Raw genomic sequence first — 24,044 nt, 5'->3', positions numbered from 1 at the left:
TATGAAGGATTTTAAGGTTTTAAAAATATTGGATAAGTTACGATTCTTTTATGAAAAATCAGGAGTAGATTATGATATATTAAGACTAATTATTAATACTAAATTAACTATGGATGGAAGACGAAAAGCAACAGTTTTTAATAATGAAAGAAAAAAGAAAAAAGGCGAATCAAATGAATTTTATAAATCATTAATATTATATGCATTTATAGGAATATTTTTTGGATTAACACTTATATTTAGGATTAATATGATGTATCAGATGTCTATATATTTTGCAGCAATAATGTTTATGATATTAACTGTATTTATATCAGATTTTTCTTATGTTATATTGGATGTGAAGGACAAAAGCATTATCTATACCAAGGGTATAGATAGTAAAACTATAAATGCAGCTAAAATTACGCATGTTTGTATTTATATAATTTATTTAACATTATCATTAGTAGGATTTTCCTTTTTATTATCATTTAAATATGGAATAGCATTCTTCTTAATATTTTTAATAGAAATAATACTTATAGATATATTTATGATTATGATAACAGCATTACTATATCTTTTAGTGCTTAAATTCTTTGATGGAGAAAAGTTAAAAGATATGATAAATTATGTACAAACTATACTTAGTATATTTATGGTTATAATATATCAAATTTTACCCAGAATATTTCAATTTATTGATTTAGATAAGATTGTTTATACTTATAAATCTTGGCATATACTGGTGCCGCCTATGTGGTTTGCAGCACCATTATCTATTATAGATGGAGAAGGAATAACGGTATATAAAATAATAATGAGTATTCTATCCCTGATAATCCCTATAATTTCTTTAATTGTATATTTGAAATTAACACCTACATTTGAAAAGTATTTACAAAAATTAAATAATAATAACGAAAAGTCAAAAGAAAAAAATAAGCTTATACTTAAGATTAGCAAATTAGTTTGTAAAGATAAAATAGAAAGGGCTTTCTTTAAGTTTTCAGTGCAAATAATTAATTCAGAGAGAGAATTTAAGCTTAAGGTGTACCCTAATATTGCCTTGGGAATAATTTTACCATTTATATTTATGTTAGTTGGATTTAGAGGAGGAAGTATTAGTAGTATAAGAAATAATTTAGTTAATTCAAGCTTATATCTTTCAATTTATGCTTTCACTTTGATAATTCCTAATATAGTAGTAATGCTTAAATACTCTGAAAAGTATAGCGGCGCATGGATTTATGAGGTAGCTCCAATTAAAAATATATCATCAATATACAAAGGTGTTATAAAAGGTATGTTTTTTAAACTTGTAATACCACCATATATACTTATATCAATATTATTTATAATTATATATTCAGAAGGAGTTATAAAACATCTTATAATAGTATTGTTATCAATTATATTGATAACAATATTAAATTTTTTAATCAGCAGTAAGTCATATCCATTTTCAGAGAAATTTGAAGGAACTAATAATGGTTCAAGCGTTGGAATTGCTATATTATCTATAGTATTTATATTAGTAGCATTAATGCTTCATATTTTATCAAATTTCTTTAATATAGGAATATATATATATGGATTAGTGTTATTGATTATAGACGTCATATTATGGAACACAGCCTTTAATATTCCTAAGAATAAATTAACGTAATATGTTTTACAATATTAAAATCACTTAGTTTATGATAGTTCTCTTTATTATTATAAAGTTAAAATAATAAAACTTTTTAAATAAGAGAACAAGTTATAGCTAAGTGATTTTATTTAATATTTAGTATATAATATATTTTAAATATTAAATAAAATTATAGGAGATTGATTATGGCAAAAGTTATAGTTATAGGAGCTGGACCAGCTGGGATAATGGCAGCGTTATCAGCGTCTAAAAGTAATAAAGTTACTTTAATTGAGAGAAATAATGAGATAGGGAAAAAGTTAAAGCTTACTGGTGGAGGGCGATGTAATATAACTAATAATAGAGATATAGAAGAATTCTTTGAAAAAATAGTAACAAATAAAAAGTTTTTATATAGTGCATTTTATACTTTTTCAAATATTAATTTACTTGAGTATCTTTCTAATAACGGATTAGAATACAAAATTGAATATGATGAAAAGGTATTTACCAAAAGTGATAAAGCAGATGAAGTGATAGATATATTTAAAAATAATTTGATAAAAAATGGAGTTGAAATATTATATAATACAAAGGTAAATGATTTAATTGTTGATAATGAATGTATTAAGGGAATAGTAACTGAAGATAACAGAGAGATATATGCTGATAGTGTTATAGTTACAACAGGAGGAAAAAGTTATCCTACAACAGGATCAGATGGAAGTATGTATGATATAATACAAAAGTATGGGCATACTATAAATCCTTTATATCCAGCATTGATTCCTCTTGTTATTAAAGAAGGATTTATTAAAAATATGCAAGGAATATCAATGAAAGAGGTAATAGTAAGCACAACTATTAAAAAGAAAAAAATACAACGTCAAGGAGATATTATATTTACACATTTTGGAATATCTGGACCTGGGGTTTTGAAAATTTCGTCATATATAAGTAAAATTTTAAAGGAAAAAGAAGTAGAGATAAAATTAGATTTTTTACCGCAGATATCTAAAGATGAGTTATCTAAAATAATAAGAACTAATGCAAATAAAGGTCTAGTAAATAATTTAAAAGGGTATTTACCACAAAATTTTATAAAAGAACTATTAAATATTTTAAACTTAAATGAAATTAAAATTTCAGAATTGAAAAAGGAAGATGAAGCTAAGTTAATAGAATATATTAAAGAAATGAAATTAACAGTAGAAGACACAATTACAATTAAAGCAGCTATGGTAACAAGTGGCGGAGTTAGTGTAAAAGAAATAAATTCATCTACAATGGAATCTAAAAAAATAAAAAAATTATTTTTTGCAGGTGAAGTTATTGATATAGATGCTGAAACTGGAGGATATAATCTTCAAATGGCATTTTCAACAGGATATTTAGCAGGAATTAATTCGGGAAAGTAATTTTAAATTTAGCAGATATATATTGTTAATTAGTAATAATAACACTAAAAAAAGCTGAGGAAACTCAGCTTTTTAGTTTGGAAGTGGTTGATAAGTACTCCTATTTAGATATTCATTAACAACTAATTCACCATTAGAGTTATATCCATACAAATAAGTATCGGCACTTAATGAACTTAACGGAACAGAAACAGGTTCATATGTTATGCCGCCTTTTACAGCTTCATTTGCCCAAAATTCAATGGTTAAATTCCCATTCCCAGCATAACTATTAACTACAATAGGAACATCAAAGTTATTTACAAACTTTAAATCAATAAGATTATCAGCTAAAGTAGCATCAAGTCCTATAGGAACATAAGAAACCTTCATCATATGATTAAGTCTTTCAGTAGGTATAATTCCAGCTCTTAATATTGTGTTATAAAGAGTAGAGGCAACCTGACAAACTCCTCCACCAACACCAGGAACAACTTCTCCATTGACGTAAGTATTAGCAGATACAAATCCATTTTCAATAGTTGTTGGGCCTATTGCCTTTTCAGTAGAAAAAGTTTCTCCAGGCATTACTATTGAATTATCTATATTTCTTGCAGCGATTTGAAGGTTTGTACCACTAGGACCAGCTTTATAGCTAGTAGAAAAAGAAGAAATTCTACTAGTAACATTATTTAATGCACTAGCTGTAATGCTAGCATTTACAACATCAACTTTCCCAATCACATTTAAAATGTTTGGGGCATTCATATCTTTAATATTAGACCTAATATTTTCCAATAAATCATCTGAATCTAATTTAAGGCCTGTAGAGTCACTTGATATATTTATAGCCCCACCAGAAATGTCTATAGAGGCATTTGTAGGGGAAACATCTATAGTATTAGATATACTAGATACAAATGAAGTTAATTTCTCATCATTAAAAAGAACTTCAAAATTATATTCCCTATTTTTCGGTTTCTTTAATAAATTAATTTTTTGGAAGAAACCTTCATTTTTGCCGAAACTTAAAATTTCATTTTCAAGGTCCTCATAGTTAATGGTGGCATCTAAATCCTTGTAGGCAATTTCAAAGTTTTGGTTATTAGCTTCTACAGCTACTTTTTTATCACTTATATTTTCAATTAAAGATACTAGTGCTTTGTGTAAATCATCATTATTTAATCCACCTAAATCTTTATTTAGTATATAAGCGCCTGGATAAACCTTATTAGAATAACTATTAATTAAATTAGTATTTTTAATTAACCAATAACCTAAGATTGAAATTAGTATTAAAAATACTATAAGTATAGTTTTCCAAGATTTTAAAAATGAAATTATACTTTTTGGGGTAGATTGTACCACTTCCTTTGGTGTTTCAGTATTAAGATTATTATTGCTCATAAATACCAACTTTCTATAAATTAATTTGTATCTTTATTGTACATATATAGTTTAACTCGTATAGTCAATAAATTCAAGAATTTATGGGAAAAATTACTAAAAATATACATATTTTATTTTATGTATAAAAGAAAAAAAATTAAAGATTTGATTATAAGATACGAATAAAAAATTAAATGCAAGGAATTTAATTTTTATATGGCGATTAAAAAAGAATATTATTAACATAACTAAATTATTTTTTAATCATTTATACAAGTATAAATATTTACAAAAAGTTGCTAAATGATTAAAATTATAACATACTGGTAATAAATATTTACAAATAGGGGGCAGCGTAAAATGAAAAAGATAAGGATAAATAAAAAAAGAAAAAAACATAAGATAGCAAAAGAAAACACAAAGATAAAAGAGAAAAAAATAAAGAAAAGTAAAAAAATGAATACAATTGGGAAAAAAATATTTAGCATAACAGTCAGTGTTACTATTATTGCTATGCTTATATTATTAAGTATAAATGTACTTATATTTAGAAACTTATTAAACTCTATAGAAAAAGATGTACTATCTAAGGGGAAAAATATAAAAGGAAGTATATCAACAGCTGATATAGATACAGTGATAAAGGACAGGGCAACTGGAAGTTATGATTATAAAAAATTAAAGAGTGATTTATCAAATGCAAGAAGTAATGAAAATATTATATATGCATCAATATTAACAAAAGGAAATGAAGAAAAAGTAGAAATAATAGTAGATACAGCAAATAACTTATTAAACTTCAGCAAAAAAGTAGAGTCAACTACTGCAATAAAAGACTCTTTTAATGGTGAAATAATATCTACACAGTTTAAGGATAAAGATAAAACCTTAATAAAAGCGTATTATCCGATTAAAGACATGAATGGCAAAATTACTGCTTTATTGGAAATATCAGAAGATATCACTAATATTATAAGTGCTAGAGATGTTATACTAGTTCAGCTTGGAGTATTATCAATTATTTTAATTATTGTTTATGGAATAGTATCATTTATTTTATCAACAAATATTAATAAAAATGTAAGGACAGTTATAAATGGACTTATTACAATTTCTGATGGGGATTTAACAAAAGTTGTAGAAGTTAAAAGTAATGATGAAATTAAGTTAATCGGAAACTATATTAATGATTTACAATTGAAAATTTCAGCAATGATAGATAAAATTCTATATTTATCAAACAAAGAATTAACAGATATAGAAAAACTTTCTCAATCAAGTAAAGAAATGGCAGCATCATCACAAGAAGTAACAGCAACAATTCAAGAAGTCGATTCGAATATATATATTCAAAATGAAGGAGCAAAGGAAATTAGTAATTTACTTAATGGATTTGAAATATCAATTCAAGAGGTAAAGTCATTGATTAATGAAACAAATCATCTTTTAAATAATGTAAATAGGCAACTAAGTACTAATAAAGAAGATTTAGTAATGCTTAAAGATTCAAAGACCGATATACAAAATTATTCATCTTATATGAATAATGAGTTAGGAGAATTATATTACTCATTAGAAAAGATAAAAGATATAGCTATTTTTATTGATTCTATAGCAGATCAAACTAATCTTTTAGCATTAAATGCATCTATTGAAGCTGCTAGAGTAGGTGAAGCAGGAAGAGGGTTTGCAGTAGTAGCTAATGAAATAAGAAAACTAGCAGAAGAAGTTAAAAACTCTTCCCTTAACATAGATAATCTTTTAACTACTGTAATAAAAGAAGGAAATGATGTGAAAAATACATCGGAAATTATGAATGAAAAGTTATCTAACCAATATGGTGTTATAGATAAATCAATACTATCATTTAAAGAGATAGTAGATCAAATAATTGAGATAATTCCTAAAATGACTGATGTTAATAATAAAATGGATATGGTATCATCAGAAAAAAATATGATAATAGATTCTATAGAAAAATCAATAGTATTATTAGAAGAGATATCTCATTCTTCAGAAGAAATTAAAAGTTTTTCAGAGGAACTTAGTTCTATGGCTCAAGGAGTTGCTGAAGTTGGTGAAGAATTAAATGCAAGTACAAATGAAAAAAATATGGAAATAAACAAATTTAGAATAAAATAATATCTTTTAAGGTATAAATACAAGATATATAATGTACTTTTATGCTTTCTCATTAAAATCATTAAATTATAAATAGTCATATTAATAGAATATATAGAACATCTATATGAATAGAACAAAGCTCCTTAAAAGAGTAAAATGATATCATAAGAATTTCAGGTCGAAGGAGTGATATTATGAAAGCGGAAAACAAAATTCTTAAGTTTTCAGCAATAGGTGGATTGTTCTTCGCTATCTTAGGTATTGCATGGGGATGAGCTATACATTCAGAAATGATAACTTTTGATGGATTATACTCATTAGTAAGTCTAGGATTAGCATTATTTGCAATTATTACTACTAATTTTATAAATAAAAATGATTTTAATAATTACCCTTTTGGAAAGGCAACACTAGAACCGCTATTAGTAATAATTAAGTCGTTAGTATTACTAATAACTTGTTCTATAAACATGATATCTTCTATAAAAGAAATTTTAAATGGAGGTAATGATGTAGAAGCAGGTTTTGCATTAGGATATGCATTAATTTCATCTATTGGATGTACTTTAGTATATTTATATATGAGAAAATCATCAAAAAATCTTAATTCTGAAATAGTTAAAGTTGAAAGTAGTCAGTGGTTTATGGATGCTATGTTAAGTGTAGGAGTTTTAGTAGGATTTTTATTATCAATACTTCTAAAGAGTATTGGACTAGCAACATTATCAAGTTATGTAGATCCAGGAATGGTTATTTTAAGTTCTGCAATATTTTTAAGGATGCCTATAACCTCCATAATTGATGCTTTTAGAGAAATAAGCAATTCTACAGCTGATGAACAAATTAATTATGATATAAATGCTTTAGTAAAAGAGATACAAAAAGAATATGAATTAGAAGATTCTATAGCAAGAGTAGCTAAGGTAGGGAGAGAACTTAGAATAGAAATAGATTTTATTGTATCAAAAGATTCAAAGATAAAATCAATAGAAGATATGGATAAGGTAAGAGAAATAATAGATAAAAACACTAATCATTTTGATTTGAAAAAGTGGATGAATGTATCCTTTACCGAAAATAGAAAATGGGCTATATAATATTTGCTATAGCTAAGACAGTAGAATTAATAATTAAAAATAATATTATTTTTAATTATTAATTTTTTTTGTTTTATATTTTAAATATATTTTTATAGAGTTTAAACTTTTATTCAAACATTTTACTAATCAATAATTTTATGGTATTTTAATGTTATATTTGATGTTTTAACCAATAAATATAGCTGGAGGTATTATGATAAAAGATAAGTATTGTAATTATACTGTAAGGGAAATAGTAGATGAAGTTATAGAAGAAATAAACTCAGGTAAGGGCAAGATATTCCATATTGCAGATCGCATGAGAGATGAAGTGGATGTGAAAAAAAGAGAACTTATTGATATAAAAAAAAGACTAGAAAAAGTTATTGAGGATGTAGATTATTTAGAAAAAATAGACAAGTTGATGAGGAATAAATTAGTAGAAGAGTCTAAAAAAACACATCAAACAAACTCAGATATGTTTAAACAGATATACGAAGAAGCCTTAGATATACGAGTAAAATATATAACTAAGCAAAATGAAGAAAAGGATCTTATATCTAAAAGGGATTCTCTAGAAAGAACTTTAAAAGTTTATAATTTAAGTATAGAAGAAGCTCAAAGTGCTGTTAATCAGATAAATATTGCCTTAGGATATTTAGATGGAAAAGTATTAGATAGTATAAATGATGAAGATGAAAAAAATGAAATGATAACTGGAATAAAAATATTAGAAAATCAGGAATTAGAAAGAAAAAGAATTGCAAGAGAGATACATGATGGCCCAGCACAATATATTGCAAATGCCATGATGAGAATAGATTTTTGTAAAGTAGTTCTAAGAAAAGATTTAGAAAAAGGAATAAGGGAATTAGATGACTTAAAATCAAATGTAAGAACGGCTTTAAAAGAAGTCAGAGGAATAATATACGATTTAAGACCATTATCACTTGAAGAGCATGGATTAAATAATTCTATAAAAGAAATGAAAAATATTATTTCATCAGAAAATGATATAAAAATAAATCTTTTTATTGAGGAATCTGAATTTAAAGTAGAAAATATAATACAAATTGCTGTGTACAGAATTATTCAGGAAATATTGCATAATATTAAGAAACACTCTAATTCTAAGAATGCCGAAATAAGAATTAATTATACAAAAGAGTATATATTTATTTATATTCAAGATGATGGAAGAGGTTTTGATGTTAAAGAAACCTTACTGAGTACAAAACAAAAAGGAAATCGCTATGGTTTAATAGGTATATTTGAGAGAGTGAAACAATTAAGAGGTAAAATAGAATTGAAATCTTCTGAGGGACAAGGAACAATATATAAAATAAAACTTCCAATAAGTAGAAAGGTAAAAAGTAATGATTGATAATAAAATTAGTGTTATGGTAGTGGATGATCATGATTTAATAAGAGAAGGGTTAAATAGAATAATAAGCTTTGAAGAGGATCTTTTAATAGTTGGACAATTTAAAAATGGGGAAGAAATGTTGAATTCCTTAAAAGAAAACATTCCTGATGTAGTTTTATTAGATATAAATATGCCAATAAAAAATGGATTAGATACATTGAAGATATTAAAAAAAATATATTTAAATATAAAAGTAGTAATGCTTACTGTAGAAAATGATAGAAAAACTATAATGGAAGCTATAGATATAGGGGCTGACGCATATATTTTAAAGGAATCAGCAGGAACTGAAATTGTAAGAGCAATAAGAAGTGTGTATATAGGAGAAAAATATATAGATAATTCCTTAATAAAAGCTATATTTTTAGATATAAAAAAGAGTAATAATAATATGATAAAGAACAAGGAAACAGAAAACTTAGAATCATTAACCAATAGAGAATTGAGTATATTATATGAAATTTCTAAGGGGTTAAAGAATAAAGAAATAGCAGATAAATTGTTTCTATCCGAAAAAACAGTAAAAAATTATATTACAAGTATATTTAAAAAAATAGAGGTTGATGATAGAGTTCAAGCTACAATATATGCAATTCGTAATAATATAGAAGAATTTTATGAAAATAAATTGTAATAATTGCTAGAATTCTAATTTATTTATACGCAATTTATCTAAAATAAAGGTATACTGTTAAAAAAACAACAAAAAATTAAATTCGAAATACGTTTACACTTAATTTTATAATATGAAATATATATTATAAAATATAAGATTAAAATTAATGAAATATAGTAATATATCAATAAAACGATTGCATATGCAAAAAATAATCAAAAAAATACATATATTAGTAATAAAGTATTAATTTATAATATACAAATAAATGAAATTATTATATTTAATAAAGACAACAATTTAACAATATTGTTGAAAAAATTACAAAGTCAGTATAAAATTATCTTGTAAATTTCATTTAAGGGGGATAATTTTATGAAATCAAAAAAAATTATAGCTGTATGTTTATTATCAATGGCGTTATTAGTTGGTTGTGGAAGTAAGGAAACTTCAAATTCAAATAATAACGGTTCAACTTCAAACCAACAAAGTGAGAAATTCACAGGAACAAAAACTTATGAGGCATTATATGATTCAACAGGTAAAAAAGGTGATGTTATAGTTACAGAAGTTGAGTTTAAGGATGGAGAAGCAGTAAAGGTTTCAATTGATGTACGTCAAGAAAATGGAACAATGAAAAAAGAAGAAGCTAAAAAAGGTAATTACGTAATGAAAGAAGGAGAAGCTAAGAACTGGGGAGAGCAAATGGAGTTGTTAGAAGCCTTCTTAAATGAAAATAAGGTTGATGTATCTAAGGTTAAATTAACTAATGCAGAAGGAAATACAGATGCAGTATCAGGAGTATCAATTAAGGTTGGAGCATACGTAAATACAGTTAAAGAAGTTTTAGATGCAGTTAAAGAAGGTAAAGAATTAGAAAGTGGATTTACAGGAGCTAAAATAGCAGAAACTCCATATGATCCAAGTGGAGCAAAAAAAGACATGGTAGTTACAAAAGTTGTATTTAACCATGGAAAACCAGTAGCAGTTAATGTTGATGTTAAGCAAGAAGACGGTTCAATGAAGAAAAAGGCTTCTGAAGAAGGTAAGTATGTAATGAAAGAAGGAGAAGCTAAACATTGGCATGAACAAATGGCATTATTAGAAGAGTTTATAGTTAAAAATAACTTTGACCTTTCAAAAGTTAAATTAACTAATGATGATGGAAATACAGATGCAGTATCAGGAGTATCAATTAAAGTTGGAACTTATGTAAAAGCTGTACAAGACGTTTTAGATTCAGTAAAATAGTAATATTTTAGCCACCTATTTATAGGTGGCTTTATTATTTTATGAGAAGAATAAATTTGATAATTTTAGATAATAAAACACATAGGTAATATATAAATTGTACTAAAATACAAAAAAATGTATATATAAATGTATTTATTGACTGGATAGTATGAAGAGAGTAGAATAAGTTGAAAATATTTCCTTTAATAATGAAGATAGGTGAGTATATGATAAAAGTTGAAAATTTAAGTAAGGAATTTAAAAGTAGTAAAAAGTATCCGGGATTTAAGGGGGCTATAAAATCATTTTTTTCTAGGGAGTATGTTATTAAAAAAGCTGTTGATGATATTAGTTTTGAAATAGAAGATGGAGAAATAGTAGGATATATAGGGGCAAATGGTGCAGGCAAGTCTACTACCATTAAAATGATGACAGGGATTTTAACTCCATCATCTGGGAAGGTTTTAATAAACGGATTAATTCCATATGAAGATAGAGAAAAAAATGCTAAGTATATAGGAGTTGTATTTGGACAAAGGACGCAATTATGGTGGGACTTACCACTATCTGAAACATTCTCTTTATTGAAAGACATTTATGACGTTAATGATAACGATTATAAAGAAAGAATGGGGTTCTTAAATGAAGTTTTAGAAATAAGTGAATTTATCTTAAGTCCAGTAAGAACATTATCGCTTGGTCAAAGAATGAGGGCTGATTTAGCAGCTGCATTGTTACATAATCCTAAAATTGTATATTTAGATGAGCCAACAATAGGATTAGATGTAGTGGTAAAAGAAAAAGTTAGAAGCGCAATAAAAGAAATTAATAAGAAATATGGAACTACAGTTATTCTAACAACTCATGATTTAAATGATATAGAAGAATTATGTAATAGAATAATTATAATAGACAATGGAACTAAGATATACGATGGTAGCTTAAAAGATATTAAAGATAACTACGGATATATAACAACTATAGAGATTTTAGTTAAAAGTTTAAATGGATATGAAAACTTTGATATTAATGATGAAATGAAAATTAGTAAAGAAAACTTGGAAATAAATGCTTTAGATAATAAGATTATTGTTAGATTTAATAGAAACTTTACTAACCAAGCAGAAATAATATCTAAAATAATATCTAAATTCAATGTTTTAGATTTTTCAATACTTGAGACAAGTATTGAAGATATTATAAAAAAGATATATAGAAAAGAGGTGTAAATATTGAAGTCTATTTTTGACATAAAATCATATTTAACCTTTACAAAAAATACATTTCAAAAAAATCTTTCATATAGGGCAAATGCTATAATCTTTTTCTTAGGAGAACTTATGCTATTATTTGTAACATTTTATTTATGGAAGGCTATATATAGAAGTTCTGATAGCATGATTATTAAAGGGTTTAGCTTAAATGAGATGATAGTGTATGTTCTTATATCATTTATAACATCTGTAATTATAAATTCCGATATAGGATATTCAATAAGTAGAGAAGTGAAGGACGGCTCTGTAGCTATAAATCTAATTAGGCCAATAAATTACGAAAAGAGAATGTTTTTTGAATCCCTAGGAAACTTAATGTATAGCTTTATAGTTGTATTTTTTATAGGATTTATATTAATAACTATATTACAAATTAATTATAGTGGTAAATTTTCTGTGGCAAATACAATTTTATATATTATTAGTATTTTGGCTGGGTTTATTATTAATTTTTATTATAGTTATATGTTTGGGTTATTATCTTTTAAAATAACAAATATGTGGGGATTAACTCAAATTATGAATGCTATATCTCAGTTATTATCTGGGGCTTTAATACCAATGGTATTCTTTCCAAGTTGGATACAAGGAATTTTCAATTTCCTGCCTTTTAGTTCTATGATATATACACCAAGTATGATATATCTGGGAAAACTAACTAATATTGAAATTATTAAAGCAATATCTATTCAAATTTTGTGGATAATAATACTTATAATTATTAGTAGACAAATGTGGAAATCTTTAATAAAAGAATTAAGTATATTAGGAGGATAAAATGGCTAAATATATAAAGTTATACTCAAAATTTCTTAAACAATATATAAAAACATTAATGGAATATAGAATTGATTTTGTATTAGGACTGATTGGATTTATTTTGGTTCAATTAGCTGGAGTTATATTTATAAAATTAATTTTCAATGTTATACCTACATTAGATGGATGGAGCTTTTATGAAATTTTATTTATTTATGGGTTTGCTCAAATTCCTAGGGGAATAGATCATATATTTACTGATTATTTATGGATATTTAGTTGGAAAACCATAGTTAAAGGTGAATTTGATAAATATTTATTAAGACCAATAAATCCATTATTTCAGGTTATATCCGAAAGCTTTCAGCCAGATGGATTTGGAGAGGTTATAATAGGTTTTATTTTGTTAATAACATCATCAATAAATTTAAATACTTCTTATACATCAATACAAATATTAGAATTTATTTTTGTAATTATTTGTGCAACTTTAATATATACATCAATAAAACTTGCAACAGCATCAATAGCCTTTTGGGTGAAATTTTCACAATCATATATGTTTATGGCATATCAAATAAGTACTTTTGCAAAATATCCTGTAAGTATTTATCCAAGTGCTATAAAGTTTATTTTGACATTTATTATCCCCTTTGCATTTACTGGATATTATCCAGGTTCATATTTTATTGGAAAGGGAAGTATCTTAACTGGGATTTTTTTGCCGTTTGTTGTAAGTTTGTTATCAATAATAGTATCATATAAAATATGGTTAAAGGGTATTAGTGTATATGAAAGTGCAGGAAGTTAAAGTGTTAAAGGTAAAAAAATTAACTTTAAGAATATATAAGTTATAAAAAAAATTAATTTAGAAACTCTTATTTAAGTTTTCTAAATTAATTTTTTTTTGGTTATTGGTAAAAATAATATTATATTAATTAATGAGAATTGTTATTGACATTATAAAGATAAATAGTATAATAAAATTATACCACACCCCTGGGGGGTGGTGAAGGAGGGTAAAAATGAAAGTAGAAAAAGTTAAAATATCAGGTATGACATGTACTGCTTGTGCCAGTAGAGTTGAAAGAGTAATAAATAAACTTGAAGGTGTAGATAAAGCAAATGTTAATTTTGCTACAGAAACATTGAGTGTTCAATATGATAATGATAAAGTAAATAGTTCTGATATTGAAAAGGCTATTGAAAAAGCAGGATACGGAGTAGAAAAGAACACTAAGAATTATAGCTTTAAAGTTGAAGGAATGACATGTTCAGCTTGTGCAAATAGAGTTGAAAGAGTCACTAAAAAGGCTGATGGAGTTGTAAATTCATCAGTAAATTTTGCTACAGAAAAACTAAATATAACTTTTGATGAAAATAAAATATCTGTTAATGATTTAAAAAATATAGTAGAAAAAGCAGGATATAAATTAATAGTGGAAGAAAAGAAAGATGGTCTGGAAAAAAAGATTCCCGAGCATAAGAAGCTTTGGTATAGATTTATTTTATCTATTATATTTACAGTTCCATTACTAATAATAACAATGGGACATATGGCAGGAATGCGTTTACCGGAAATTATTGATCCTATGATGAATCCCTTGAATTTTGCAATAATACAACTTGTATTAACTGTACCTGTGATAATAGTAGGATATAAGTTTTATATGATAGGTTTTAAAAATTTATTTAAATTAAGTCCTAATATGGATTCTTTAATAGCTATAGGAACATCAGCAGCAGTGGTTTATGGAATATTTGCTATATATAAAATAAATATGGGAGATCATGACTATGCAATGCATTTATATTTTGAATCAGCAGCGGTAATACTTGCATTAATAACTTTAGGAAAATATTTAGAAGCAGTATCAAAAGGAAAGACTTCAGAAGCTATAAAAAAACTTATGGGATTAGCACCTAAAACTGCTAATATTATTAGAGATGGAAATGAACTTACCATTCCTATTGAAGAAGTGAAAGTTTCAGATATAGTAATTGTAAAGCCTGGAGAAAAGTTACCTGTAGATGGAGAAGTTGTTGAAGGTAATACATCAATAGATGAATCTATGCTTACAGGAGAAAGCATTCCAGTTGAAAAAAGTATAGGAAGTAAGGTAATAGGAGCAAGTATTAATAAAACAGGATTTATAAAATATAGAGCTACTAAAGTTGGAGATGATACAGCACTTGCTCAAATAATAAAGCTCGTTGAAGATGCCCAAGGAACAAAGGCACCAATTGCAAAGCTTGCAGATGTAATATCAGCATATTTCGTACCAACTGTAATAGCATTATCAATTATAGCGGCTTTAGCTTGGTATATATCAGGCGAATCAGCAATATTTTCATTAACCATTTTTATAGCAGTTTTAGTTATAGCATGCCCATGTGCATTGGGATTAGCAACGCCTACAGCCATCATGGTAGGAACCGGGAAAGGAGCGGAAAATGGAGTTCTGATAAAAGGTGGAGAAGCGCTAGAAACTGCATATAAAATTCAAACTATAGTTTTTGATAAAACAGGAACTATAACAGAAGGAAAGCCAAAAGTAACTAATATAATAACTCAAGGAATAAGTGAAGTAGAAATTTTAACATTAGCTGCTAGTGCAGAAAAGGGATCAGAGCATCCACTAGGTGAGGCTATAGTAAAAGCCGCAGAAGAAAAAAATATTAACTTAAAAAACATAGAAGATTTTAAAGCAATACCTGGACATGGAATAGAGGTAAGAATTGAGGGCAGTAGCATCGCATTAGGAAATAAAAAGTTAATGTTTGAAAGAGGTATAGAGTTAGGAGAGTTGCAAGCTAAATCTAATGAGTTAGCAGAAGAAGGAAAAACACCTATGTTCCTGGCTATAGATAATGAAATAAAAGGAATTATAGCAGTTGCAGATACAGTAAAAGAAAATAGTAAAAAAGCTATAAAAGCTATTCATAATATGGGAATAAAAGTAGCAATGATAACTGGTGATAATGAAAAAACAGCAAAAGCAATAGCTAAAGAAGTTGGCATTGATATTGTATTAGCAGAAGTTTTACCAGAGGATAAATCAAACGAGGTTAAAAAATTACAAAGTGAAAATAAAAAGGTTGCTATGGTTGGAGATGGAATTAATGATGCTCCAGCATTGGTTCAAGCAGATGTAGGAATAGCAATAGGTTCAGGAACGGATGTAGCCATAGAATCAGCAGATATTGTATTAATGAAAAGTGATTTATTAGATGTTATAAAAGCAATACAATTGAGTAAAGCTACTATAAATAATATAAAACAAAATCTTTTCTGGGCATTTGCATACAACGTATTAGGGATACCAGTAGCAATGGGAGTTCTTCATATTTTTGGAGGCCCACTATTAAATCCAATGATAGCTGCTGGAGCTATGAGCTTAAGTTCAGTATCAGTATTATTAAATGCATTAAGACTTAGAAAATTTAAATCTAATATTTAGTTTATAAAAAAATTAATTAAACTGCTGTTACCATTTCTATATATAATTAAACAAGAATAATAATATAAATAATTAAAAAGTTTACCTTAAATTCATATGAAGGTAAACTTTTTTATTAATATTATTAATAATGTAAAATAATTAAATATATGTTAAAATTAAAAGCATATATATGTTTCAACTAATATTTAACATCATTATTGATTTATAAAGTTAATAATTAATAAGCTTATTTAAGTGGAAGAGTTAAGTTGAAAACATATGCACTATTTATCTTTTTATATAAATTGATGAAGTACTATATTTAATTAAATTCTGTAAATTTTAAGAATAACTTAGTTAAGTGTAGGATTTTATTGTAACTTATATAAAAGTTTACATTAGGAGGCATGATGAAAAAATATGAGTAAAATAAACGAAGTTTATAATGCTTTAAAGGAATTAGAAGTAAAAATGAGTAATAGTATAACAGCAACTGAACTTAGCACTTTTATGAACTTAGATAGAGCTAATGTAAGCAGATATTTAAATCAGCTTTATAAAAGCGGTGTTATTAACAAAATTGAAGGACATCCAGTTAAATATAGTTGTGCTGTTGATAAAGAGGAAAAAGGAAGTACTGAACCCAAGAAAAGAAATAGAGAACTTAAAAGAAATACCTTGGATACTTTAGTAGGTTCGAAGTTAAGCTTACAAATGCCAATTCAACAAGCTAAAGCAGCGATATTATATCCTCCTAATGGGTTACATACTTTAATTTTAGGAGAAACCGGAGTAGGAAAATCAATGTTTGCTGAAGCTATGTATAATTTTGCAATGGAATCTAAAGTAATAAATAATGAAGCTCCTTTTGTAAGATTTAATTGTGCCGATTATGCTGATAATCCTCAGTTAGTTATGGCTCAGATATTTGGTGTAAAAAAAGGAGCATATACAGGGGCTGACACAGATAGAGATGGATTATTAAAAAAAGCCAATGGTGGGATATTATTTTTAGATGAAATTCATAGATTATCACCGCAGGGGCAAGAGATGCTATTTACATATATAGATAAAGGCCATTTTAGGGTTTTAGGAGATACTGAAAAGTTAGTTCATGTAGAGGCGCAAATTATAGCAGCTACAACTGAAGATCCACAATCTTTTTTGCTTAAGACATTTACAAGAAGGATACCAATGGTTATAACATTACCATCTTTAAAAGAGAAAAATATAAAGGAAAGGTATTATTTACTTAGAGAATTTATAGAGAATGAATCAAAAAGAGTATCTAAAAGTATTTATTTTAATAAGAATGCTTTGATATCGTTTTTACTATATGATTGTCCGAATAATATAGGTCAATTAAAAAGTGATATTCAACTTTCTTGCGCAAGGGCATTTTTAAAGTATAAAGCAAAGAGTAAAGACTATATATTAGTTGAGCAAGAAGATTTACATCAAAGAGTAAAAATGGGACTTATGAAGTTACAAGAATATAGAGAAGAAGTAGAAGAAATTTTAAATAATATGGGAGATGTTCTTAAATTTTCATATAAGAATAAAATTATACTAATTGAAGATGGAGAGACTTTAGAAGAATTTAAGGAAGGTACCATGTTTTATGATAGAATTGAACAAAAGATAGAAGAACTAAAAAATGATGGAATAGAAGAAAAGGAAATTGATGAAATCTTAAATATAGATATAGAAAAATATTTTAGAAAATATATAAGAGATTTACCTGAAAAGTTTAGACGAGAAGAAATATCAAAGATAGTAGATTTGGAAATTGTGGATTTAGTAGAGGAGATTCTTTTATTTGCATCTAATAAGTTGAATAGAGAATATGATGAAAAGGTTTATTTTGGATTAGCTCTTCATATTCAAGGGAGTTTAGAGAGAATAAGACAAGGGATAAAAATATTCCATCCTAAATTAAATTTTATAAGAGGTGAGTATGCTAAAGAGTTTATTGTATCCATGGAAGTTGCAAGTGTTATAGATAAGCGCTTTGGAATTGAAGTTCCTTTAGATGAAATTGGTTATATAACTATGTTTTTAGCAACTAATCCTTATGAAAAAGATACAATCAAGGATGAAAAAGTATCTGTATTAGTTATAATGCATGGTCATTCTACAGCATCATCAATGGTAGAAGTAGCTAATTCTTTAATTGGAGAAGAATATGTTGAAGCATTAGACATGCCTTTGAGTATGAAAGCAGAAGATATGTATAGAATTGCAATGAAAAAAATAAAAGAAATACATGTAGGTAAAGGAGTTTTTCTTTTAGTAGATATGGGATCTTTAACTAATTTTGCAGATATGATAAAGGAAGAAACTGATATCAATGTAAAAGCTATTGATATGGTTACAACTTTACTAGTTATAGAAGCTGGAAGAAAGGCTTTGAACGGACGAGGATTAAAAGAAATATATGAATCTTGTTTAGAGATAAAAAGATATGGGGTTCAAGGTGCGGCATCAAAAATTGATAGAAAAGAAAATATTGTGATTACTTCTTGCTTTACTGGGGATGGTTCTGCTCAAAGATTAAAAGAAATAATAGAAAATAATATGAATAATAAATTAAATATTAAAATTCATGCACTTAATATACTAGATAAAGATGATTTTTATAGTAATATAGAGTCTTTAGGTGAAAAATATAATATACTTGCAATAGTTGGAGTAATGAATACTTATGTACCAAATATACCTTTTATATCAGCAGCAGAAATATTATCTGGGGATGGGATAGATGATTTAGAAAAACTTATATCTCAAGAAGAAGAATATTATAAAATAATTGAAAGTATGGAAAAACAAATAGATAATATAGATTCTTATAAACTTGTAAGAAATATAAGAAAAGTATTACTTAATATAGAAGAACATTTAAATATTAAATTGATACATGAAGTAAAAATAGGAATAATGATTCACACATGTTTCTTAATAGAAAAATTAATGAAAGGTGGTAAAGAAACTCCTTTTGTTATGTTAAATGAATTTAGACATTCAAATAATAAAGAGTTTATACTTATTAAACAATGTTTAAAAATTTTAGAGGAAAATTATAAAATCAATATTGGAGAAAATGAATTGGCTCACATAGTAAAGATGGTAATTAACAACAAAACATCTGTGTAAAATCAAAAAACTCATAGACACTTTTTATAAAGTGTGTAATAAACATTTACACACTGAAAGTTTATTGTTTTATAACTGAAAATGACTAAATAAGGGCCTTTGACTATGTTAATAAATGATAATTTTATAAAATTAAATTTGGCATTAAAATTGCTTTATAAAATAGTGTAAGGAATTATATATAGGGAGGTAATTTAAATGAAGAGAATATTACTTGTTTGTTCAGCTGGAATGTCAACATCCTTATTAGTTAGTAAGATGCAAACAGCAGCTAAAGCTAAAGGTATTGATTGTACAATAAATGCTGTTGGAGAGGCAGAACTAAAAAAGCACGAAAATGAAATAGATGTATTATTACTAGGACCTCAAGTTAGATTTTTATTAAGTAAGATGAAAGCAAAATTTGAACCGCTAGGGGTTCCGGTAGAGGTAATCAATACAGTAGATTATGGAACAATGAATGGTGAGAAGGTTTTAAAACAAGCTCTTTTAATGAGTAGCAAGTAGTAATAAACGTAAAAGGGGTGGAGCCAATGGAAAAAATTATAATGAATCTAATAATCTTTAGTGGTGAGGCTAGAAGCTATGCAATGGAAGCTATGCAATTAGCTAAAATTGGACAAATTGATGAAGCAAGAGAATTACTAGAAAAGTCAAAGGAAACTTTAGGTGATGCCCATGCTACACAAACTAGCTTAATTCAGAAGGAAGCGGCAGGAGATAGGAGCGAAGTATCATTATTATTAGTACATGCACAAGATCATTTAATGACTTCTATAGTAGTGAAGGATTTAGCAGAAGAAATTATAGATCTTCATGAAAAGTTAAGTAAGGTGGAGTGTAAAAATGAATAAGCTAGGAATTTCTGTATATCCTAATAATTCTTCTGTTAATGAAATAAAGGATTATATAAGACTTGCTGCAAAATATAATTTTAAAAGAATTTTTACATGTTTAATATCTGCAAGTGATAAAGATCTTGATATTGTATTAGAAGAATTTAAGGAAATATTAAGTGTGGCTAATGAATATGATATGGAAGTTATAGCAGATATAGATCCAAATGTATTTAATAAGCTTAAAGCATCAATATTTGATTTAAAAGTATTTAAGGAAATTGGATTATCAGGTATAAGACTTGATATGGGGTTTAGTGGGTACGAAGAATCGGTTATGACTTTTAATGAATACGGACTAAAAATAGAATTGAATATAAGTAATGGAACGAAATATGTAGATAATATACTTTCATATAAGGCAAATTTAAATAATCTATATGGATGTCATAATTTTTATCCACATATATATACAGGTTTATCATATGATAATTTTATAAATTCAAGTAAACAGTTTAAAGAATTAGGGATAAGAACGGCGGCTTTTGTTAATTCACCTTCAGCAAAGTATGGACCTTGGCCAGTTTCAGAAGGGTTATGCACATTAGAGATGCATAGAGATTTGCCAATAGAAGTTCAAGCTAAGCACTTATTTGCAACAGGTTTAATTGATGATGTAATAATAGCAAATGCATTTGCATGTGAAGAAGAACTTAAAGCATTAAGTGAATTAAATAAGAATATGTTAGAGTTTACGGTTGAATTGATAGAAGATATAAGGGATTTAGATAGAAAAATAGTTTTAGAAGAATTCCATTTTAATAGGGGTGATTCTTCAGAATATATGGCAAGAAGCACTCAGAGTAGAGTTAAGTATAAAGGAGAAAGCTTCCCACCATACAATTTGGTAGATATAAAAAGAGGGGACATTTTAATCGATACGGATTTATACACTAGATACGCAGGAGAGTTACAAATAGCTTTAAAGGATATGAAGAATATAGGAAAAACAAATGTTGTTGCAAGGATAAGTAAAGATGAATTATTCTTATTAGATTATATAAAGCCATGGAGTAAATTCTCATTTAAACTAAAAGAATAGATAGTATTTAATCTAGTGTTTAAAAAATTCTGGCTTATGCCAGAATTTTTTTTGTAAATACTGAAATTAAAATAAAAAAAACATAAAATTATTAACATATTATTACACAAATAAAATTTAATACAAATTTGTGTAATACAATTACACAGAGGTTAAAAAATAAGTGTGTAAAAGATAATAGGCTCAAAGCTAGATATATCAATGGTTTAGAGAAAAAGACAAATTTAAAAAAGTTGGCATGCAAATTGCTTTATATATAAGTAAGAAAAGACATAAATATAAAAAGCTTTTATGTAAAGGATTTTAAAATGTCTATTAACTGATTACTCTTTACAATGAAATTATCAGTAAAAAAATATTTAAGAGGAAATCAGTAAATATAAATCAAAATTTAAGGGGGATTTTAAATGGAAAAATTCATGAACTGGATGGAACGTTATATTGTTCCAATAGCATCTAAAATAGGTGCTCAAAGACACTTAGTAGCTATACGTGATGGTTTTGCTACAATAATGCCACTTATGATTATTGGTTCTTTTGGTCTTTTAATTCACAATTTTCCAATTCAATCAGTTAAAGATTTATTTGCAGCAGGTATGCCTTTACATTGGTTAGATGTAATTGCATTAAATGTTTATGGTGGATCAATGTTCTTAATGGGGTTATTCGCTGCAATATCAATAGGATATGCATTAGGTAAATCCTATGATGTCGATGGTTTTGCAACAGGATTAGTTACTTTAGCATCAAGCTTAATTTTAACAAATATGTTTGATTACAAAGCTCCAGTTACTTGGGGAGGATTTGATGCAGGAACACTTGGATGGGAACCAGGTTTATTTACAAAGTGGCTTGGACCTTCAGGATTAATTACTATTTTAATAGTTACTTTAATTACAGGTACAATTTTTGCTAAATTAGCTCAAAATAAGAAATTAGTTATTAAATTGCCTGATGGAGTACCACCAGCAGTATCAAGATCATTTTCAGCTTTATTACCAACAATGATTACTTTAACTTTAGTAGGAGTAGTATTTGCTATATTAGAAGCTTTAGGATACAAAGAAGTTTATATGCATGTTTACACATTAATACAAAAACCATTAATGGGTCTTGCAAATTCTTTACCAGTATTATTATTACTAATTTTTATACAACAAGTATTATGGTTCTTTGGATTACATGGATCAAATATATTAGCTCCAGTTATAAATGCAATATTCCTTGCATTAACAGCTGAAAATATGGCAGCTATAGCAGCAGGAAACACTCAAGGGATTAATATAATAAACAGCCAATTCTTAGATTCTTATGTTAATCTTGGAGGTTCAGGAATAACAGCAGCTTTAATGATAGCGATGATATTTAAATCAAAGAGTGCTATAAATAAATCAATTAGAAATATTGCAACTGGACCAGCATTCTTTAATATCAATGAACCAGTTATATTTGGATTACCAATAGTGTTAAATCCAATATATATTATACCATTTATATTAGCTCCAATGGTATCAGCAATAATTGCATATACATTAAGTGCAATGAATTTTGTTGCACCAGCATCAGCAGTAGTTCCATGGACTTGTCCTCCAGTTATATCAGCTATTTTAGCAACTGGCCAATGGCAAGCAGGTGCAGTAGCATTAATAAATATCGCAGTTTCAGTATTAATTTACTTACCATTCGTGGCTTATGCAGATAAGAAAAATTTAGAAACAGAACAAGCTGAAATTGCTTGTGAACAAGCAAGCTCATTATAAATTATAATAACGCCCTATAAATAATAATAAAATAAAATGAAAAGTAAAAAGGATAGTGTAAAAACTGTCCTTTTTGCACAAATTTTAGGAGTTGATAGTATGAAAAATTTCCTTTATAAATTTACACATTTATTTAGTTATTCAACAGAAAATAAAAATGATGAAGATGTTAAAAAAAGAAAATCTAAAGCAATAACTAATATTTGTGCAATAATAAGTATTTTATTATTTATATATTTGCTTACAGGATTAAACTAATAATATATAAATTTAAGGGTAAATGTAATTTCATTTATCCTTTTATTAAAGTAAGAATTATTTATTACTTATAAAATCTAATAGGACTGTACCATAAACTACAGTCCTATTAGATTTTCCAATGCTCCTTAAATTTAAGAACTTCATTTAAACTTTTTGTAGCCATTTGCTGTGTCAATACTATTTCATCTTCAAGCTCAGTAATTTTCTTACCTAATACTTGATCTAATATGGATAAATCTTCTTGAAGTTTATCAATTGTTGTAAATTTTTCAGATATAATGTTTAATACCTGAGTAATATCATTTTTAAATTTCATTTGCTCAGATTTCATAATCTGAACTTCAATTTGTAAGGAAGCCAAATTATGATTATTACTTAAGATAATATTTTTCATTTGATTTAAAATTTTAGGCAATTGTTTAAGCATTTCATTTGTTTCTTGTAAGGTAAGATCTGTAGGTTCTTTAACGTGAGATGTCGTATTTCCTAAATTTAAAGTTTTTTGTTCTTCCAATATTCATCACCTCATTATAATATATGATTTTAAATATATAAGTTGCAATAAATATTCTGTATT

19 protein-coding genes are annotated in these 24,044 nt (G+C 26.6%); 17 read left to right on the top strand and 2 right to left on the bottom strand.

The window, feature by feature from the left end; translation table 11 throughout:
• Position 1 precedes the first annotated feature (1 nt).
• Both AAT22_RS13095 and AAT22_RS13090 read left to right on the top strand, forming a co-directional pair.
• On the top strand, positions 2 to 1,651 hold the full coding sequence (locus AAT22_RS13095) for a hypothetical protein (protein ID WP_047001550.1): 1,650 nt from the start codon (positions 2 to 4) through the stop codon (positions 1,649 to 1,651).
• A 170-nt stretch (positions 1,652 to 1,821) separates the two neighbouring features.
• Entirely contained in the window at positions 1,822 to 3,033 is a 1,212-nt protein-coding gene (locus tag AAT22_RS13090; protein WP_047001549.1) for an NAD(P)/FAD-dependent oxidoreductase, read from the top strand.
• Between the two features lie 72 nt (positions 3,034 to 3,105).
• On the opposite strand, the gene AAT22_RS13085 is transcribed toward AAT22_RS13090, so the two are convergent.
• Complete coding sequence (locus tag AAT22_RS13085) at positions 3,106 to 4,419, bottom strand: VanW family protein (protein WP_047001548.1); 1,314 nt, start codon at positions 4,417 to 4,419, stop codon at positions 3,106 to 3,108.
• Positions 4,420 to 4,761: 342 nt separating this feature from the next.
• Here AAT22_RS13085 and AAT22_RS13080 point away from each other — a divergent pair, with 342 nt between their 5' ends.
• The 15 genes from AAT22_RS13080 (at position 4,762) to AAT22_RS19155 (ending at position 23,464) form a co-directional block, all read left to right on the top strand.
• Complete coding sequence (locus AAT22_RS13080) at positions 4,762 to 6,543, top strand: methyl-accepting chemotaxis protein (RefSeq protein WP_047001547.1); 1,782 nt, start codon at positions 4,762 to 4,764, stop codon at positions 6,541 to 6,543.
• A gap of 272 nt (positions 6,544 to 6,815) precedes the next feature.
• On the top strand, positions 6,816 to 7,622 hold the full coding sequence (locus AAT22_RS13075; protein ID WP_016206507.1) for a cation transporter: 807 nt from the start codon (positions 6,816 to 6,818) through the stop codon (positions 7,620 to 7,622).
• A 196-nt stretch (positions 7,623 to 7,818) separates the two neighbouring features.
• Positions 7,819 to 8,988 (top strand): sensor histidine kinase, encoded by a 1,170-nt coding sequence (locus AAT22_RS13070; protein WP_016206506.1) that lies wholly within the window; start codon positions 7,819 to 7,821, stop codon positions 8,986 to 8,988.
• Complete coding sequence (locus AAT22_RS13065; RefSeq protein WP_047001546.1) at positions 8,981 to 9,664, top strand: response regulator transcription factor; 684 nt, start codon at positions 8,981 to 8,983, stop codon at positions 9,662 to 9,664. The genes AAT22_RS13070 and AAT22_RS13065 overlap by 8 nt, the downstream gene beginning before the upstream one ends.
• A gap of 357 nt (positions 9,665 to 10,021) precedes the next feature.
• Positions 10,022 to 10,897: a hypothetical protein gene (locus AAT22_RS13060; protein WP_016206504.1), complete on the top strand. Its 876-nt coding sequence runs from the start codon at positions 10,022 to 10,024 to the stop codon at positions 10,895 to 10,897.
• 209 nt (positions 10,898 to 11,106) lie between these two features.
• Positions 11,107 to 12,108 (top strand): ATP-binding cassette domain-containing protein, encoded by a 1,002-nt coding sequence (locus tag AAT22_RS13055; RefSeq protein ID WP_047001557.1) that lies wholly within the window; start codon positions 11,107 to 11,109, stop codon positions 12,106 to 12,108.
• Positions 12,109 to 12,111: 3 nt separating this feature from the next.
• Entirely contained in the window at positions 12,112 to 12,930 is an 819-nt protein-coding gene (locus tag AAT22_RS13050; protein WP_047001545.1) for an ABC-2 family transporter protein, read from the top strand.
• A 1-nt stretch (position 12,931) separates the two neighbouring features.
• The gene (locus tag AAT22_RS13045; protein WP_016206500.1) at positions 12,932 to 13,723 is read left to right on the top strand and encodes an ABC-2 family transporter protein; all 792 of its coding nucleotides are present in this window, start codon (positions 12,932 to 12,934) and stop codon (positions 13,721 to 13,723) included.
• A 214-nt stretch (positions 13,724 to 13,937) separates the two neighbouring features.
• Positions 13,938 to 16,373 (top strand): heavy metal translocating P-type ATPase, encoded by a 2,436-nt coding sequence (locus AAT22_RS13040; RefSeq protein WP_047001544.1) that lies wholly within the window; start codon positions 13,938 to 13,940, stop codon positions 16,371 to 16,373.
• Between the two features lie 402 nt (positions 16,374 to 16,775).
• Positions 16,776 to 19,508, top strand: a complete 2,733-nt coding sequence (locus AAT22_RS13035) for a sigma-54-dependent transcriptional regulator (protein ID WP_047001543.1) — start codon at positions 16,776 to 16,778, stop codon at positions 19,506 to 19,508.
• A gap of 198 nt (positions 19,509 to 19,706) precedes the next feature.
• Positions 19,707 to 20,015, top strand: coding sequence for a PTS sugar transporter subunit IIB (locus AAT22_RS13030; protein ID WP_016206498.1), 309 nt, complete (start codon positions 19,707 to 19,709; stop codon positions 20,013 to 20,015).
• Between the two features lie 26 nt (positions 20,016 to 20,041).
• Positions 20,042 to 20,362, top strand: a complete 321-nt coding sequence (locus tag AAT22_RS13025; RefSeq protein WP_016206497.1) for a PTS lactose/cellobiose transporter subunit IIA — start codon at positions 20,042 to 20,044, stop codon at positions 20,360 to 20,362.
• Positions 20,355 to 21,446 (top strand): MupG family TIM beta-alpha barrel fold protein, encoded by a 1,092-nt coding sequence (locus tag AAT22_RS13020; RefSeq protein ID WP_047001542.1) that lies wholly within the window; start codon positions 20,355 to 20,357, stop codon positions 21,444 to 21,446. Before AAT22_RS13025 ends, AAT22_RS13020 begins: the two co-directional genes overlap by 8 nt.
• A gap of 407 nt (positions 21,447 to 21,853) precedes the next feature.
• Entirely contained in the window at positions 21,854 to 23,206 is a 1,353-nt protein-coding gene (locus AAT22_RS13015; RefSeq protein ID WP_047001541.1) for a PTS sugar transporter subunit IIC, read from the top strand.
• A gap of 99 nt (positions 23,207 to 23,305) precedes the next feature.
• Entirely contained in the window at positions 23,306 to 23,464 is a 159-nt protein-coding gene (locus AAT22_RS19155) for a hypothetical protein (RefSeq protein WP_156174330.1), read from the top strand.
• A 109-nt stretch (positions 23,465 to 23,573) separates the two neighbouring features.
• Here AAT22_RS19155 and AAT22_RS13010 read toward each other — a convergent pair whose 3' ends face one another.
• Complete coding sequence (locus AAT22_RS13010; RefSeq protein ID WP_016206494.1) at positions 23,574 to 23,981, bottom strand: hypothetical protein; 408 nt, start codon at positions 23,979 to 23,981, stop codon at positions 23,574 to 23,576.
• Positions 23,982 to 24,044: the final 63 nt, after the last annotated feature.

This window comes from Clostridium sp. C8, assembly GCF_001010885.1.
In the GTDB taxonomy this organism is placed as follows: Bacteria; Bacillota; Clostridia; order Clostridiales; family Clostridiaceae; genus Clostridium; species Clostridium sartagoforme.
This window is presented reverse-complemented; position numbering and strand designations above follow the sequence as displayed.

Excerpts from the sequence above, each read along its gene's own strand:
- AAT22_RS13095 (WP_047001550.1), top strand. The coding sequence starts at position 2 with ATGAAGGATTTTAAGGTTTTAAAAATATTGGATAAGTTACGATTCTTT.
- AAT22_RS13090 (WP_047001549.1), top strand. The coding sequence starts at position 1,822 with ATGGCAAAAGTTATAGTTATAGGAGCTGGACCAGCTGGGATAATGGCA.
- AAT22_RS13085 (WP_047001548.1), bottom strand. The coding sequence starts at position 4,419 with ATGAGCAATAATAATCTTAATACTGAAACACCAAAGGAAGTGGTACAA.
- AAT22_RS13080 (WP_047001547.1), top strand. The coding sequence starts at position 4,762 with ATGAAAAAGATAAGGATAAATAAAAAAAGAAAAAAACATAAGATAGCA.
- AAT22_RS13075 (WP_016206507.1), top strand. The coding sequence starts at position 6,816 with ATGATAACTTTTGATGGATTATACTCATTAGTAAGTCTAGGATTAGCA.
- AAT22_RS13070 (WP_016206506.1), top strand. The coding sequence starts at position 7,819 with ATGATAAAAGATAAGTATTGTAATTATACTGTAAGGGAAATAGTAGAT.
- AAT22_RS13065 (WP_047001546.1), top strand. The coding sequence starts at position 8,981 with ATGATTGATAATAAAATTAGTGTTATGGTAGTGGATGATCATGATTTA.
- AAT22_RS13060 (WP_016206504.1), top strand. The coding sequence starts at position 10,022 with ATGAAATCAAAAAAAATTATAGCTGTATGTTTATTATCAATGGCGTTA.
- AAT22_RS13055 (WP_047001557.1), top strand. The coding sequence starts at position 11,107 with ATGATAAAAGTTGAAAATTTAAGTAAGGAATTTAAAAGTAGTAAAAAG.
- AAT22_RS13045 (WP_016206500.1), top strand. The coding sequence starts at position 12,932 with ATGGCTAAATATATAAAGTTATACTCAAAATTTCTTAAACAATATATA.
- AAT22_RS13040 (WP_047001544.1), top strand. The coding sequence starts at position 13,938 with ATGAAAGTAGAAAAAGTTAAAATATCAGGTATGACATGTACTGCTTGT.
- AAT22_RS13035 (WP_047001543.1), top strand. The coding sequence starts at position 16,776 with ATGAGTAAAATAAACGAAGTTTATAATGCTTTAAAGGAATTAGAAGTA.
- AAT22_RS13030 (WP_016206498.1), top strand. The coding sequence starts at position 19,707 with ATGAAGAGAATATTACTTGTTTGTTCAGCTGGAATGTCAACATCCTTA.
- AAT22_RS13025 (WP_016206497.1), top strand. The coding sequence starts at position 20,042 with ATGGAAAAAATTATAATGAATCTAATAATCTTTAGTGGTGAGGCTAGA.
- AAT22_RS13020 (WP_047001542.1), top strand. The coding sequence starts at position 20,355 with ATGAATAAGCTAGGAATTTCTGTATATCCTAATAATTCTTCTGTTAAT.
- AAT22_RS13015 (WP_047001541.1), top strand. The coding sequence starts at position 21,854 with ATGGAAAAATTCATGAACTGGATGGAACGTTATATTGTTCCAATAGCA.
- AAT22_RS19155 (WP_156174330.1), top strand. The coding sequence starts at position 23,306 with ATGAAAAATTTCCTTTATAAATTTACACATTTATTTAGTTATTCAACA.